Source organism: Pseudomonas uvaldensis (assembly GCF_021271205.1).
Classification (GTDB): Bacteria; Pseudomonadota; Gammaproteobacteria; order Pseudomonadales; family Pseudomonadaceae; genus Aquipseudomonas; species Aquipseudomonas uvaldensis.
The window spans coordinates 313,446-327,610 of record NZ_JAIWKS010000001.1 but is presented as its reverse complement, the minus strand read 5'-3'; the positions used below and the strand labels follow the sequence as shown (position 1 = coordinate 327,610).

Below are 14,165 nucleotides of genomic sequence, written 5' to 3'. Positions count from 1 at the left end.
TGTGGATACAGACCCATCTGTGGGTTCAGATCCATTGTGGGAGCAAGGCTTGCCCGCGATGAGGCCATCAGCTTTGGCAACATTCTTCTGGCTTGCTGAAGAAGGTCACGCCGGAAGCAAAAGCCCCGATTTCCTGAAAGGTGTCATTGACGGCATCCAGCAACCCGAACTGCTCCGGGGTCTGGGTGTTGCCATAAACCGCCAGCAACGCTTCATAAAACAGCAGCTTTCCTTTGGCCCTCTGCCCCGAAGCCTTCGTGATATCCACGGCTTTCGGTCTCAAGAGATCAACTTGCGCCTGGGCGAACGCTTGAAGCTCGGCTTTGGTCATGACGGTTCTCCACCCATTGATATCGAGTCTTCACCCTATCGTCAGTGCCCCGGCAAAACTACTGTCAGGTCTTACAGGTCCGTCCAGGCAACCGGCGATTGACGGCGTGCGGTTTGGCACGTCAGGCTGTCGCGGTTTTCCACATTCAAACAAGGAGGTCATCGATGCCCTTTGCCAATATTGACGGACAACCGCTCCACTACCTGGACCAGGGGCGCGGCCCTGTGGTGGTACTGGGCGGCAGCTATTTGTGGGATCACACCATGTGGGCGCCGCAGATCGAGGCGCTGTCCCGGCACTTCCGGGTCATCGCCCCGGATCTGTGGGGACATGGTCAATCCGGGCGCTTGCCCGAGGGCATGAGCTCCCTCGATGACCTGGCCCGCCAGATGACGGAATTGATGGATTACCTGAGCATCGATTGCTTCAGCCTGGTAGGACTTTCGGTGGGCGGGATGTGGGGCGCGCGGCTGGCGCTCGCGGCGCCGAAACGGGTCCAGGCACTGGTGTTGATGGACACCTACGTGGGCGTCGAGCCGGAGCCGACCCGCCAGTATTATTTTTCGCTGTTCGACAAGATCGAAGCCAATGGCAGCATCCCCGAGCCGCTGCTGGACATTATCGTGCCGATCTTCTTCCGGCCGGGCATCGATCCGCAATCACCGCTGTACCAGCAGTTCCGCGCCACCCTGGCGGCACTCCCGACCGATCGCTTGCGCGACAGCATCGTGCCGCTGGGCCGGATCATCTTCGGTCGGGACGACATCCTGCCACGCTTGCGTGAGCTGGACCCCCGGCGTACGCGGGTCATGTGCGGCGACCAGGACAAACCCCGCCCGCCGTCCGAGTCCCAGGAAATGGCCGAGCTGATTCGCTGCCCCCATATACTGATTCCCGATGCGGGGCATATCTCCAACCTGGAGAATCCGAAGGCCGTGACTACTGCGCTGCTGGAGTTCCTGGGGAACTGACGCTCCCACAGGGATTGGTGTCAGGCCGGGTTACTTCGGCCCGAGTATCTTCACCAGCTTGTCCGGCGACGGGGCGCCTTGCTGTTGTTGCAGGTCGCCTTTGCCGTCGAGGTAGAAAATCGCCGGGGTGGCGGACAGCTCCAGTTCGTCCATCAACTGCTGGTTGGCGTCGAGTTTGGCCTGGATGGCCGGCGGTATGTCCTTGAGCGGTTTGAGCGCGCTGCCCTTGCCGGCCTTTTCATGGTCTTCCAGGGCTTTCTCCGGGTCCTTGGCGGCCAGCAACGCGGCGGATTTACCGGGGCTGTCTTCGCGGATGATGCCCACCATGATATGCCGCAGCTGCACCTTGCCGGCCTTGACCCAGGGCCGTGCCTGTTCCCAGAACATGTTGCAGTACGGGCAGTTCGGATCACTGAACAGGTACACCGTGCGCGGTGCGTCCTTGCTGCCGTCGGCGATCCAGTTGCTCGCCTCCATTTTCCCCCAGATCTCCTTGGCCATGGGCGCATAGACCAGTTTCTGCAACGGCTCGGCGCTCAGGTCCTTGCCATCGGCGTCGTACAGATTGCCCAGCAGGACGTGCTGGCCGTCCGGTGTCAGGTACAGCGTCATGCCACGGTTCTGGTACTGCGCGGCATAGCCGCGAAGCCCGTTCGGGGCCTCGAAAGTGCCCACGATTTTCGCACCCTTGGCTTCGATCTTCTTGATGGCGGCGGGCAGTTCTTCGGCCTGCAGCAATGGAGCTTGCGTGAGCGCTGTGGCGACAACCAGCGTCAACAGGTGGCGGAAGCGGGGCATGGCGATTTCCTTATGGCGGGATGGGAGGCCGTGGTCGAGCCCGGCGTTTCGAAGTTCTCCAGGGCGCGGGCCAGGCTCGCCTCCGACAGTTCACCCAGGTGACTGGCCAACAGGCTGCCGTTGGCGCTATAGAACAAGGTCGTCGGCAAGGCCATGGAGCCGACGGCCTGGCCGAGGCGGCCGCTGCCATCGAACAGCACGTTGTCCAGGCTCAGGCCCTGGGTGGCGAGAAAGGTACTGACGCTTTGCATGCTTTCGGCCTGGTTGACGAACAGGAACGTCAGGTCGGGGCGTTGCCGTTGCGCCTCTTCCAACACCGGCATTTCACGCCGGCAGGGCGGGCACCAGGTGGCCCAGAGGTTGATGACCAAAGGGCCGCCCTGGTAGTCGGTGAGTTTCACTGTCTCGCCGTCGGCGTTGCGCAGGCTGATGTCCGGCAGCCGGGTGCCTTGTTCATAGATCGCCAGCGACATTGTCGCCGCCAGCCAGAACAGCAGGCCGCTGCCGACGCCAAAACCCAGCGGCCGGCGCAGGGGAGGGCGACGTCGAGCCCACAACAACGTGCCGATCACCAGCGCGACGATGCCGGGCCAGGCCAGGAAGCCGCCATCGCGCAGGTCGACGATCTGCCACGGATCGTCCTGGTAATGGCCCCAGTAGGCGGCGACAAAGCCGATCCGCGCCACCAGGAGCCCGAGCAGGAACAGCACGAACAACACCGATTCGGGGTTCTCGCCGCCGCGCCGGGCCACCCGCCAGCCGACGAAGGTGGCCAGCGCCAGGGCGCTGATCAACAACAGATGATTAAGGGCAATGGCGAAGGTGCCCAGGGTGAGCGTCAGCATCAGCGTGCGTCCCGAGTGGCGTTCCAGCGCGCCAGGAAGCCCTGGGCATCGACTTCCCCGGTGATCCGCTGGCTGCGGCGTTCTTCGCCGTCGGCGCCTATCCACAACAGGCTCGGGGGGCCTGGCACCTGATAGCGGCTCAGCAGCTCACGGCTGGCCGGGTTGTCGGCGGTTACGTCCAGGCGCAGCAGGCGCACCCCCTTCAGGGCGTCCAGCACCTCGGCACGGCCGAACACCTGTTTTTCCATGATCTTGCAGGACACGCACCAGTCGGCGTAGTAGTCCAGCAACACCCATTGGCCCTGGGCCCGGGCGGCATCGAGTTCCCGTTGCAGGGCGGCGGGTTCGCTGACCGTGACGAAAGCCTCATGGGCCGTGACGGCCGCGCTGCCCTGGCCGCCGGTGTAGACCTTCAAGGGTTGGAAGAAATCATCGCTGCCGCCCGCCGCGCCGATCACCAGCAGGCTGCCCCACAGGCCGAACAACAGCGACGCACTGCCGCACACATAGGCGGTGCGGCCGAATCCTTCGGTCTGCCGCCAGGCGCTGTAGGCCGCAATCAGCAACAGCACGCCCCACAGGCCGATCCACAGCGAATCGTTGATGACGGGACGAATCATCAGCAACGCGGTGCCCAGGAACAGGAAGCCGAACACGCCCTTGACCAGGTCCATCCAGGCGCCGGGCTTGGGCAGGAAACGATTGCCCACGGTCACCAGCAGCAACAGCGGCAGACCCATGCCGATGCCCATGGCGAACAGGATCAGCCCGCCGTGCAGCGCATTGCCGCTCTGGGCGATGTACAGCAGCGCCCCGGCCAGCGGAGCGGTCATGCAAGGTCCCACCAACAGGCCGGACAGCGCCCCGAGGATGCCGGCGCCCAGCAGGCTGCCGCCGCGTCGCTGGCGACCGGCGTTTTCCAGTCGATCCCGCAGGGCCGCCGGCAATTGCAGTTCGAAGAAACCGAACATCGGCAGGGCCAACAGCACGAACACCGCCGCGAAGGTACCCAACAGCCATGGCTGTTGCAGCAGTGCCTGCAGATTGGCCCCCAGCAGCGCGGCGAGCACGCCCATGGCGGCGTACACCAGGGCCATGCTGATCACATAGCTGCCGGCCAATGCCAGGCCGCGCCGGGGCCCGGCGCCACTGCCCACCACCAGTCCGGCGAGGATCGGCAGCATGGGCAGGGAGCAGGGTGTGAATGCCAGCAACAGCCCAAGGCCGAAGAACACCAACAGGCTCCAGCCCAGCGCCCGCTGTTGCAGGCCGCTGGCCAGGGCCTGGTCCGCTGCCTCGCCACTGGCAACCGCAGGTGCGTTGCCACCCAGATCGACCATCTGGGTCTGGGGTGGGTAGCACAAGCCTGCGTCGGCACAGCCCTGGAAACCCACCTTGATCTTGCCGGTAGCACCCGCCGGAATCTTCAGTTCCAGCGCCTGGCGGTAGACCTGTTGATCGCCGAAGAACTCGTCGCTGTGGGCTTCACCCTCGGGCAACTTCGGTTTTTGCGCCTCGGCCAGACCGTCGAACCTGAGCCGTTGCTGATACAGGTAATACCCGTCGGCGATCTGCCAGAACAGCTGGGTTTCACCGGAATCAAGGCGCTCGGAGGTGAACACGAACGCTTTTTCCACCGGCAGGAAGTCGGGTTTGGTTTCGAAGGGATTGGCGGCCTGGGCCAGGCCCGAGAGCAGGAGCAGCCACAGCAAAAACAATCGACGCATGTAAGGAAGCCTTAGAACGAAGCAAGTGAGGGCACAATGGCGGCTGGCGATTAACCGTCGATTAACCCGGCGACAACGGGTTTGCCGCAATGATCGCCCATAGGGCGGTGCTCGTCGCATAATGTCGGCTTAATCGGCCGGCGGCCTAATGTACCTTTTTCCACGAGGCTTACCATGCACGTACTGGTCTGCGAAGACGATGAGTTGATCGCCAGCGGCATCGTCGCCGGCCTGACGGCCCAGGGCCTGGTCGTAGAGCACGTGGCGACGGCGTCGGCGGCGCGGGCGATACTCGCCGTGGCCACATTCGACGTCATGGTGCTGGACCTCGGGTTGCCCGACGAGGACGGTCTCAGGCTGCTGCGACAATTGCGCCAGCAAGGCCTGGAAATTCCGGTGCTGATCCTAACCGCACGGGACTCCGTGACCGACCGGGTCGATGGGTTGCAGGCCGGCGCCGATGACTATCTGCTCAAACCCTTCGACCTGCGTGAGCTGGCGGCGCGCCTGCATACGCTGCTGCGGCGCGTGGCGGGGCGCAGCGTGAACCTGATCGAGCATGGCCGCCTGACTTATGACCCCAGCAGCCGCGAAACCACCCTGGATGGCCAGCCGGTGGACCTGTCGCGTCGCGAGCAGTCGTTGTTGCAGGCGCTGTTGCACAACCGCGGCAGGGTGTTGTCCACCGAACAACTCAAGGACAGCGTCTACGGTTTCAGCGACGAGCTGGAAAGCAATGCGCTCAACGTTCATATCCATCACCTGCGGCGCAAACTGGGCAACGGAATTGTCGAGACGGTGCGCGGGCTGGGTTATCGACTGGGGCCGGCCGATGGCGGGGAGCCTTCCAAGTGATGAGCCTGCGACTGCGCCTGAGCCTAACATTGGGAGCTGCCTTCATCCTGATCTGGACCCTGGCCGCGGCCTGGATGCTCAGCGATCTGCGCAACCAGATGATGTTTTCCCTCGACCAACGCCTGGTGGCCTCGGCGCGGATGGTGGCCGGGCTGCTGGAACAGTTGCCCCCCATATCCAGCAAGGGCGAGGGCACGCACTTCAGCGCCGAGCAACTGAACATACCGGGTGGCATGGCCTGTCAGGTCAGCTCCCTGCGCGGTGAGATTCTGGCTCGCAGCCACAGCACTCCGGAACAGACCCTGGAAGCCGAGAAGATGGGGTTCCATGACCAGATCATCGACGGCGCGCCGTGGCGCAGCTTTACCCTGGCCCGAGGTGACGTGCGTATCACCACCGCCGACCGCCAGATCGAACGCGAAGCCTTGAACATGTCAGTGCTCCTGGCGGCCTCGGTGCCGGTGGGCGTGGCGCTACTGGGTTGTCTGTGCCTGTTGTGGCTGGGCATCGGCCAGGGCCTGGCGCCACTCAATCGCATGCGCGACGCGCTGATGCGGCGCAATGCCGACTCCCTCGAACCTCTGCAGATTCATCCGCTGCCCAGTGAGCTGCGACCGCTGCTGGAAACCCAGAACCAGCTGTTCCAACGCATCGGCAAGACCATCGAGCGCGAGCGCCGGCTGACGGGGGACGCTGCCCATGAACTGCGCAGCCCGCTCACGGCCATCAAGACGCATCTGCAAGTGGCGCGCATGACCGATGGCGTCGCCCGGGATCAATCCCTGGCCCGGGCCGAGGAGGGTGCCGACCGGTTGCACCGTACCCTTGAGCAGTTATTGCTGCTGGCCCGGGTCGAAGGCAGCCTGTCGTTCGACGACGGCGTGCAATGCAGTGCCGAACAGGTGGCGCGGCTGGCGATCCAGGACGCGGCCGGCGGGGCTCGCCAGCGGATCAAATTGCAGGTTTCTCCCGAAGTGTCCGAGGCGCCGGTGCAAATGCCGTCGGTGCTCTCCATCGCGGCACTGCGTAACTTGCTGGACAACGCTCTGCGCCACACCCCGGACGATACCGATGTGGAACTGAACCTGGAGATGATCGGCCAGCGGGTGCGCTTCCAGGTCCGCGACCATGGGCCCGGCATTGCCGCCGACGATCTGCAGCACCTTACCCAGCGTTTCTGGCGCAATGGCCAGAGCACCGGTTGTGGCCTGGGGTTGGCGATTGTCCAGGCCATCGTTCAACGCTGCGGCTGTGGGCTGCATTTCGACAGTCGCGGAGATGGCTTGCGGGTGGAGTTGACGGTGCCGGTGCAATCGCTGCCCGGCTCTGTTCCCAAATGCTAAATTCCTCCCTCGCTGATGCGTTTCCCTAGCAGGAAACCTGCACATGTGTGCACAGCGAGGTCGAGAGATGTCAGTCGCCAACAGTCTTATCGAAGCACAACCGGCGCGGGTCAGCCCCATTCCGGCAGAGACGCTTTACCAATTCGATGAATCGCCTCTGTTGGCTCGACAGAGCCGGCAGGAGTCCAACGCCCGTAGTTATCCCAGGCGGATTCCCCTGGCCCTCAAGCGTGCCCGAGGGCTGTATGTCGAAGACGTCGAGGGCCGGACGTTCATCGACTGCCTGGCCGGTGCCGGTACGCTGGCGCTGGGACATAACCACCCGGTGGTGATCGAGGCGATCCAGCAGGTGCTGGCCGATGAGCTGCCCCTGCACACCCTGGACCTGACCACGCCCGTGAAAGATCGCTTCGTCCAGGACCTGTTCGGCCTGTTGCCGGCGGCGTTTGCGGCTGAAGCAAAAATCCAGTTCTGTGGCCCCACGGGCACCGACGCGGTGGAAGCCGCGCTCAAGCTGGTGCGTACCGCCACTGGACGCAGCACCGTGCTGTCGTTCCAGGGCGGTTACCACGGAATGAGCCAGGGTGCGTTGAGCCTGATGGGCAGCCTGGGGCCGAAAAAGCCCCTGGGAGCCTTGCTCGCCAACGGTGTGCAGTTCATGCCGTACCCCTATGATTACCGCTGTCCGTTCGGGCTGGGCGGCGCCGAGGGCGTGAAGGCCAATCTGCATTATCTGGAGAACCTGCTGAACGATCCCGAAGCCGGCGTGCAGTTGCCGGCGGCGGTCATTGTCGAGGTCGTGCAGGGCGAGGGCGGGGTGATACCGGCCGACATCGACTGGCTGCGCGGGTTGCGCCGGATCACCGAGCAGGCCGGGGTTGCCCTGATCGTCGACGAAATCCAGAGCGGCTTTGGCCGCACCGGCAAGATGTTCGCCTTTGAACACGCCGGGATCATTCCGGACGTGGTGGTGCTCTCCAAGGCCATCGGGGGCAGTCTGCCGCTGGCGGTCGTGGTCTACCGCGAGTGGCTCGATACCTGGCTTCCAGGGGCTCACGCCGGGACATTCCGGGGTAACCAGATGGCCATGGCCGCCGGTTCCGCAGTGATGCGCTATCTGCTGGAGCATGACCTGCCGGCTCATGCCGCGGCCATGGGCCGGCGCTTGAGCGAGCACCTGCGCAATCTGCAACAGGATTTCCCCCAATTGGGCGACATCCGTGGCCGCGGCCTGATGCTCGGCGTCGAGCTGGTGGATCCGGCAGGTGCGCCGGATACCCTCGGTCATCCGCCGGTGCATGCACGGTTGGCGCCCCGGTTGCAGCGCGAGTGCCTCAAGCGCGGGCTGATCCTGGAGCTAGGGGGGCGTCAGGGCGGCGTGGTACGTTTCCTGCCGCCGCTGATCATCACCGCGACGCAAGTCGACCGGGTCGCGGAAATCTTCGGGCGAGCCTTGAAGGCGGCCGTCACCGAGGCTTAATTTTCGCCCGGCCCAAAACGTTCCTTTCATACCCCGCCTGCGCGTGCCGCGCAGCGAACCTCGAGCAAAGATGGAGAGACACCCATGACGTCAGTATTCGACCGCGAGGACATCGTTTTCCAGGTCGTGGTCAACCACGAAGAACAATATTCGATCTGGCCCGACTACAAGGCCATCCCGGAGGGGTGGCGTACTGTTGGCAAAAGCGGTTTCAAAAAGGAATGTCTGGCCTATATCGAAGAAGTCTGGACTGACATGCGGCCCTTGAGCCTGCGCAAGAAGATGGAAGAGCAGGCGACTGCGGTTCATTGATAGCGCCAACGCATTTTTGTGGGAGCTGGGCTTGCCCGCGATAGCGGTCTGTCTGCATCGATGATGTCGGATATGCAGCCGTCATCGCCAGCAAGCTGGGCTCCACAGTGGTCCGACGTTGATCGTGATTTCGGCTTCAGCCCTGTCCCACCAGAAAATCGATCAACGCCCGTGCCGCCGCCGGCAATTGCCGGTGGGGCGGGTAGATCACCGAAAATGGGCGGCTGCGGCCGCCGAATGCCTCCAATACCTCCACCAGTTCTCCGCGTTCGATCCGCTCTCGGACGATGAAATCGTAGGTCTGGCAGATCCCCAGTCCAGCCAGCGCCAGCGACACGATGCCCAATACGTCGTCGGACACCTGCACGTGACCCGCCGGCATCCACTCCCGATTTTCGCCCTTTTCGCAAAACAACCAGGGTGCGATACGTCCGCTGCTGGGCATGACGAACGGCAGGCAACTGTGGGTGATCAGTTCATCGACCTGCCGGGGTATGCCTGCTCTATCCAGGTATTTTGCAGAGGCCACCAGGCAGAGGCGGGCATCTTCGAGCTTGCGCCCCACCAGGCCGCTGTCCGGCAACTGACCGAGACGGATCGCCAGGTCATACCCTTCTGCGACCAGGTCGACATTGCGGTTGGTAATACTCAGCTCGACCCGGACCTGTGGGAACGCCTGGGCGAAGCGTGCCAGCAACGATGGCAGGCGGTAATGGCCGTAGGTGGTCGGTACGCTCAGGCGTACCCGGCCGGTCAAGACACCCTCCTGACCCTGTATCCGTCGTTCGGCGTCGTCGATCAAGGCGAAGGCCGAACGTGATTGTTCCAGATACAAGGTGCCGGCATCGGTCAGGTTCAGCCGTCGAGTCGTGCGGCGCAACAATTGCACCCCGAGCCGGATTTCGAGGCGGGAGATGGCGCGGCTCAGTACCGAAGGCGTGGTGCCCAGGGTCACGGCGGCGGCGCTGAGCGTGCCTTTCTCCACAACGGTGACGAAGGCTTCCACGTCGGCCAGGTAATCGAATCGACGGGCCATTATTGTCTCCAAAGGCCAAGTGATGTTCTCGTTGGCAAGTTTATCGCCAGTGAAGGCATCAATACAGTGAGGGCTGTCTTCTTCCACAGCCTTCGGAGTCATCATGAAAAAGCTTTCCACCCTTGCGTTATCCGCTGCACTGGCTGCCACCAGCGTCGCTGCCCAGGCCGACAATGTGCTGGTGGTCCTGTCGGATGCCGATCACCTGGATCTGCGCGACGGTAAGGTGTTTTCCACCGGTTTCTACCTCAACGAACTGTTGCAGCCGGTCAAGCTGTTGCTGGACGCCGGTCATCAGGTCACTTTCGCCACCCCCGAGGGCAAGGCCCCGACCCTGGATCGGTCGTCGATGGACAAGATGTATTTCAACAATGATGTGGCGGAGCTGGAGCGCTACCAGGCGCTGCTGGCGCAACTGAAGATCACCTCGGCGACCGAATCGCCCGTGGTCAGCCTGGCCCGTGTCGAACAGCAGGGCCTGGACCGTTTCGATGCCCTGTACATTCCCGGCGGCCATGCGCCGATGCAGGATCTGCTTACCAGCGCGCCACTGGGTCGGGTGCTGGCGCATTTTCATGGCAAGGGTAAAACCACTGCACTGGTCTGCCACGGGCCGATAGCGTTGTTATCGGCTTTGCCAGACGCCCAGGGTTTCGTCGGTCAATTGACCACCAAAGGCCAGGCCTCGGCCCCGTCGGACTGGATCTACGCCGGGTACAAAATGACCGTGATCAGCAATCAGGAAGAAGAACTGGCCAAGGGACTGCTGGGCGGCGGGAGCATGAAGTTCTACCCACAGACCGCGCTGCAACAGGCCGGCGGGCAGTACAGCGGCAACACCACGCCGTGGACTGCTCATGTGGTGAAGGATCGGGAACTGATCACAGGCCAGAACCCGGCGTCGGCGCTGGCGGTGGGGCAGGAGTTGGTTGAGCGGTTGAGTCACTGAACTCAGAGTAAACCTTGATCCCTTGTGGGAGCGAGCCTGCTCGCGATAGCGGTGGGTCAGCCAGCACAAATTCTGCTGACACGGCGCAATCGCGAGCAGGCTCGCTCCCACAGGGTCTTGTGTTGTGCGGGTTTACTTGAACCGCCGCTCCACCCCTTTCTCCACCAGAATCTTCGCCGAAATCTCTTCCACGGAAAAATGCGTGGAATTGATGTGCGGAATGTTCTCCCGCCGGAACAGGTTTTCCACTTCGCGCACTTCGAATTCGCACTGGGCATAGCTCGAGTAGCGGCTGTTGGGCTTGCGCTCGTTGCGGATCGCCGTAAGGCGGTCCGGGTCGATGGTCAGGCCGAACAGCTTGTGCTGGTGGGCGCGCAGGGCGCTGGGCAGTTGCAGGCGTTCCATATCTTCTTCGGTCAGCGGGTAGTTGGCCGCGCGGATGCCGAACTGCATCGCCATGTACAGACACGTCGGCGTCTTACCACAGCGCGACACCCCCACTAGGATCAGGTCGGCCTTGTCGTAATAATGCGTGCGGGCGCCATCGTCGTTGTCCAGCGCGAAGTTGACCGCCTCGATCCGCTCCATGTAATTGGAGTTGTGGCCAATGGAATGGGATTTGCCGACCGAGTAGGAGGAATGCTCGCTCAGTTCCTGCTCCAGTGGCGCCAGGAAGGTGGAAAAAATGTCGATCATGAAACCATTGGACGTTGCGAGAATCTCACGGATGTCCTGATTGACGATGGTGTCGAAGATAATCGGGCGGAAGCCGTCTGTTTCGGCGGCTTTATTGATTTGCTGTACCATCGCCCGCGCCTTGTCGACGCTGTCGATGTACGGGCGTGTCAACTTGGTGAAGGTAATGTTTTCGAATTGCGCCAACAGGCTTTGACCTAGCGTTTCGGCCGTAATGCCGGTGCCGTCGGAGATAAAGAAAGCGGATCGTTTCATTTGCGCCTTGGGCCCTAGTGAGCTAGTGACGATTCTTGGATATGATAGGCGCGATTTGCCGGCCGCCGATGGCCCGCATTCTCACTTATTTTCCAGGTCCAGGCCATATCGCCGGTACTCGCTCCCCTGGAGCCACCGGTGCCTTGAGCTTTTCCAACACAGTTAGTGGAGAGATCACCTTGGTAGAGTACGTAGTTTCCCTCGATAAGCTCGGCGTCCATGATGTGGAGCATGTGGGGGGCAAGAACGCATCCCTGGGCGAGATGATCAGTAACCTCGCCGGCGCCGGCGTCTCGGTGCCAGGTGGCTTCGCCACGACGGCTCAGGCTTATCGTGATTTCCTGGAACTGAGCGGCCTGAACAAGCAGATCCACGATGCGCTCGATGCCCTGGACGTCGATGACGTCAATGCCCTGGCCAAGACCGGTGCCCAGATCCGCCAATGGATCATGGAAGCCGAGTTCCCCGAGCGACTGAACACCGAAATTCGCACCGCCTTCGCCAAACTGTCCGAAGGCAACCCCGACATCGCCGTCGCCGTGCGCTCCTCGGCGACTGCCGAAGACCTGCCGGATGCGTCTTTCGCCGGCCAGCAGGAAACCTTCCTGAACATCCGTGGCGTGGACAACGTCATCCGCGCGGCCAAGGAAGTCTTCGCTTCCCTTTTCAACGACCGTGCCATTTCCTACCGCGTGCACCAGGGCTTCGACCACAAGCTGGTGGCCCTGTCGGCCGGTGTGCAGCGCATGGTCCGCTCCGAAACCGGCACTGCCGGGGTGATGTTCACCCTCGACACCGAGTCGGGCTTCCGTGACGTGGTGTTCATCACCGGCGCCTACGGCCTGGGTGAAACCGTCGTCCAGGGTGCCGTGAACCCGGACGAGTTCTACGTTCACAAGAGCACCCTGCAAGCCGGTCGCCCGGCCATCCTGCGCCGTAACCTGGGCAGCAAGGCCATCAAGATGGTCTACGGCGACGAAGCCAAGGCCGGTCGCTCGGTGAAAACCGTCGACGTGGACAAGGCCGATCGCGCCCGTTTCTGCCTGACCGACGCCGAAGTCAGCGAACTGGCCAAGCAGGCGATGATCATCGAGCAGCACTACAAGTGCCCGATGGACATCGAATGGGCCAAGGACGGTGACGACGGCAAGCTGTACATCGTGCAGGCCCGACCGGAAACCGTGAAGAGCCGTACCCAGGCCAACGTCATGGAGCGCTACCTGCTCAAGGAAACCGGCACCGTACTGGTAGAAGGCCGTGCCATCGGCCAGCGCATCGGCGCCGGCAAGGTGCGGATCATCAAGGACGTCTCGGAGATGGACAAGGTCCAGGCCGGCGACGTCCTGGTGTCCGACATGACCGACCCGGACTGGGAGCCCGTGATGAAGCGCGCCAGCGCCATCGTCACCAACCGCGGCGGCCGTACCTGTCACGCGGCGATCATTGCCCGCGAACTGGGTATCCCGGCGGTGGTGGGTTGCGGTAACGCCACCGAACTGCTCAAGGACGGCCAGGGCGTGACCGTGTCCTGCGCCGAAGGCGATACCGGCTATATCTTCGAAGGCGAACTGGGTTTCGACGTCAAGAAAAACTCCGTGGACGCCATGCCGGAGCTGCCGTTCAAGATCATGATGAACGTCGGCAACCCGGACCGGGCTTTCGACTTCGCGCAACTGCCGAACGCCGGCGTAGGGCTGGCCCGCCTGGAATTCATCATCAACCGCATGATCGGTGTGCACCCCAAGGCACTGCTGAACTACGATGGCTTGCCATCGGAGATCAAGGACAGCGTCGACAAACGCATCGCCGGTTACCACGATCCTGTCGGCTTCTATGTCGAGAAACTGGTGGAAGGCATCAGCACCCTGGCGGCGGCGTTCTACCCGAAAAAGGTCATCGTGCGCCTGTCGGACTTCAAGTCCAACGAGTACGCCAACCTGATCGGCGGCAAGCTCTACGAGCCTGAGGAAGAAAACCCGATGCTGGGCTTCCGTGGCGCCTCGCGTTACATCAGCGAATCGTTCCGCGACTGCTTCGAGCTCGAATGCCGCGCTCTCAAGCGCGTGCGCAACGAGATGGGCCTGACCAACGTCGAGATCATGGTGCCGTTCGTGCGTACCCTGGGCGAAGCGAGTCAGGTGGTCGACCTGCTGGCGGAAAATGGCCTGGCCCGTGGCGACAACGGTCTGCGCGTGATCATGATGTGCGAACTGCCGTCCAACGCCATCCTGGCCGAAGAATTCCTCGAGTTCTTCGACGGCTTCTCCATCGGCTCCAATGACCTGACCCAGCTGACCCTGGGTCTGGACCGTGACTCCGGGATCATCGCGCACCTGTTCGACGAGCGGAACCCGGCTGTCAAGAAACTGCTGGCCAATGCCATCGCCGCCTGCAACAAGGCCGGCAAGTACATCGGCATCTGCGGCCAGGGGCCTTCGGACCATCCGGACCTGGCCAAATGGCTGATGGAGCAGGGCATCGAAAGCGTTTCGCTGAACCCGGACTCCGTGCTGGAAACCTGGTTCTTCCTGGCTGAGGGGCAGGGCGCGGTCTGATCGAGGGAAGGG

Annotated in this window: 13 protein-coding genes; 7 read left to right on the top strand and 6 right to left on the bottom strand. The window is 62.8% G+C overall.

What is annotated here, in order from left to right; genetic code table 11:
- Positions 1-67 precede the first annotated feature (67 nt).
- On the bottom strand, positions 68-331 hold the full coding sequence (locus tag LCU97_RS01540) for a hypothetical protein (RefSeq protein ID WP_053155274.1): 264 nt from the start codon (positions 329-331) through the stop codon (positions 68-70).
- A 164-nt stretch (positions 332-495) separates the two neighbouring features.
- Here LCU97_RS01540 and LCU97_RS01535 point away from each other — a divergent pair, with 164 nt between their 5' ends.
- The gene (locus tag LCU97_RS01535) at positions 496-1,302 is read left to right on the top strand and encodes an alpha/beta fold hydrolase (RefSeq protein ID WP_053155277.1); all 807 of its coding nucleotides are present in this window, start codon (positions 496-498) and stop codon (positions 1,300-1,302) included.
- Between the two features lie 30 nt (positions 1,303-1,332).
- Here the strand turns inward: LCU97_RS01535 and dsbG are convergent, their stop codons facing one another.
- Genes dsbG through dsbD form a run of 3 tightly spaced genes read right to left on the bottom strand, consistent with a single transcriptional unit; the run spans position 1,333 to position 4,672 of the window.
- The gene (dsbG, locus tag LCU97_RS01530) at positions 1,333-2,100 is read right to left on the bottom strand and encodes a thiol:disulfide interchange protein DsbG (protein WP_232775406.1); all 768 of its coding nucleotides are present in this window, start codon (positions 2,098-2,100) and stop codon (positions 1,333-1,335) included.
- Positions 2,076-2,945, bottom strand: a complete 870-nt coding sequence (locus tag LCU97_RS01525) for a TlpA family protein disulfide reductase (RefSeq protein ID WP_053155281.1) — start codon at positions 2,943-2,945, stop codon at positions 2,076-2,078. The genes dsbG and LCU97_RS01525 overlap by 25 nt, the downstream gene beginning before the upstream one ends.
- Positions 2,945-4,672, bottom strand: coding sequence for a protein-disulfide reductase DsbD (dsbD, locus tag LCU97_RS01520; RefSeq protein WP_232775405.1), 1,728 nt, complete (start codon positions 4,670-4,672; stop codon positions 2,945-2,947). Before dsbD ends, LCU97_RS01525 begins: the two co-directional genes overlap by 1 nt.
- 174 nt (positions 4,673-4,846) lie before the next feature.
- On the opposite strand from dsbD, the gene LCU97_RS01515 reads away from it, so the two are divergent.
- The 4 genes from LCU97_RS01515 to LCU97_RS01500 all read left to right on the top strand — a co-directional run bounded on the left by LCU97_RS01515 (position 4,847) and on the right by LCU97_RS01500 (position 8,662).
- Complete coding sequence (locus LCU97_RS01515; protein WP_053155284.1) at positions 4,847-5,527, top strand: response regulator; 681 nt, start codon at positions 4,847-4,849, stop codon at positions 5,525-5,527.
- Positions 5,524-6,870, top strand: a complete 1,347-nt coding sequence (locus LCU97_RS01510; RefSeq protein WP_232775404.1) for a sensor histidine kinase — start codon at positions 5,524-5,526, stop codon at positions 6,868-6,870. Before LCU97_RS01515 ends, LCU97_RS01510 begins: the two co-directional genes overlap by 4 nt.
- Positions 6,871-6,937: 67 nt before the next feature.
- Positions 6,938-8,350, top strand: coding sequence for an aspartate aminotransferase family protein (locus LCU97_RS01505; protein ID WP_232775403.1), 1,413 nt, complete (start codon positions 6,938-6,940; stop codon positions 8,348-8,350).
- An 84-nt stretch (positions 8,351-8,434) separates the two neighbouring features.
- The gene (locus LCU97_RS01500; RefSeq protein ID WP_232775402.1) at positions 8,435-8,662 is read left to right on the top strand and encodes an MbtH family protein; all 228 of its coding nucleotides are present in this window, start codon (positions 8,435-8,437) and stop codon (positions 8,660-8,662) included.
- 136 nt (positions 8,663-8,798) lie between these two features.
- On the opposite strand, the gene LCU97_RS01495 is transcribed toward LCU97_RS01500, so the two are convergent.
- On the bottom strand, positions 8,799-9,698 hold the full coding sequence (locus LCU97_RS01495) for a LysR family transcriptional regulator (protein ID WP_053155298.1): 900 nt from the start codon (positions 9,696-9,698) through the stop codon (positions 8,799-8,801).
- Positions 9,699-9,801: 103 nt separating this feature from the next.
- Here LCU97_RS01495 and LCU97_RS01490 point away from each other — a divergent pair, with 103 nt between their 5' ends.
- Positions 9,802-10,647, top strand: coding sequence for a type 1 glutamine amidotransferase domain-containing protein (locus tag LCU97_RS01490; RefSeq protein WP_232775401.1), 846 nt, complete (start codon positions 9,802-9,804; stop codon positions 10,645-10,647).
- Between the two features lie 132 nt (positions 10,648-10,779).
- Here LCU97_RS01490 and ppsR read toward each other — a convergent pair whose 3' ends face one another.
- Positions 10,780-11,598: a posphoenolpyruvate synthetase regulatory kinase/phosphorylase PpsR gene (ppsR, locus tag LCU97_RS01485; protein WP_042732259.1), complete on the bottom strand. Its 819-nt coding sequence runs from the start codon at positions 11,596-11,598 to the stop codon at positions 10,780-10,782.
- A gap of 179 nt (positions 11,599-11,777) precedes the next feature.
- On the opposite strand from ppsR, the gene ppsA reads away from it, so the two are divergent.
- Positions 11,778-14,153: a phosphoenolpyruvate synthase gene (gene ppsA / locus LCU97_RS01480; RefSeq protein ID WP_053155302.1), complete on the top strand. Its 2,376-nt coding sequence runs from the start codon at positions 11,778-11,780 to the stop codon at positions 14,151-14,153.
- Positions 14,154-14,165: the final 12 nt, after the last annotated feature.

Coding starts and splice junctions, on each gene's coding strand:
- LCU97_RS01540 (WP_053155274.1), bottom strand. CDS start 331: ATGACCAAAGCCGAGCTTCAAGCGTTCGCCCAGGCGCAAGTTGATCTC.
- LCU97_RS01535 (WP_053155277.1), top strand. CDS start 496: ATGCCCTTTGCCAATATTGACGGACAACCGCTCCACTACCTGGACCAG.
- dsbG (WP_232775406.1), bottom strand. CDS start 2,100: ATGCCCCGCTTCCGCCACCTGTTGACGCTGGTTGTCGCCACAGCGCTC.
- LCU97_RS01525 (WP_053155281.1), bottom strand. CDS start 2,945: ATGCTGACGCTCACCCTGGGCACCTTCGCCATTGCCCTTAATCATCTG.
- dsbD (WP_232775405.1), bottom strand. CDS start 4,672: ATGCGTCGATTGTTTTTGCTGTGGCTGCTCCTGCTCTCGGGCCTGGCC.
- LCU97_RS01515 (WP_053155284.1), top strand. CDS start 4,847: ATGCACGTACTGGTCTGCGAAGACGATGAGTTGATCGCCAGCGGCATC.
- LCU97_RS01505 (WP_232775403.1), top strand. CDS start 6,938: ATGTCAGTCGCCAACAGTCTTATCGAAGCACAACCGGCGCGGGTCAGC.
- LCU97_RS01500 (WP_232775402.1), top strand. CDS start 8,435: ATGACGTCAGTATTCGACCGCGAGGACATCGTTTTCCAGGTCGTGGTC.
- LCU97_RS01495 (WP_053155298.1), bottom strand. CDS start 9,698: ATGGCCCGTCGATTCGATTACCTGGCCGACGTGGAAGCCTTCGTCACC.
- LCU97_RS01490 (WP_232775401.1), top strand. CDS start 9,802: ATGAAAAAGCTTTCCACCCTTGCGTTATCCGCTGCACTGGCTGCCACC.
- ppsR (WP_042732259.1), bottom strand. CDS start 11,598: ATGAAACGATCCGCTTTCTTTATCTCCGACGGCACCGGCATTACGGCC.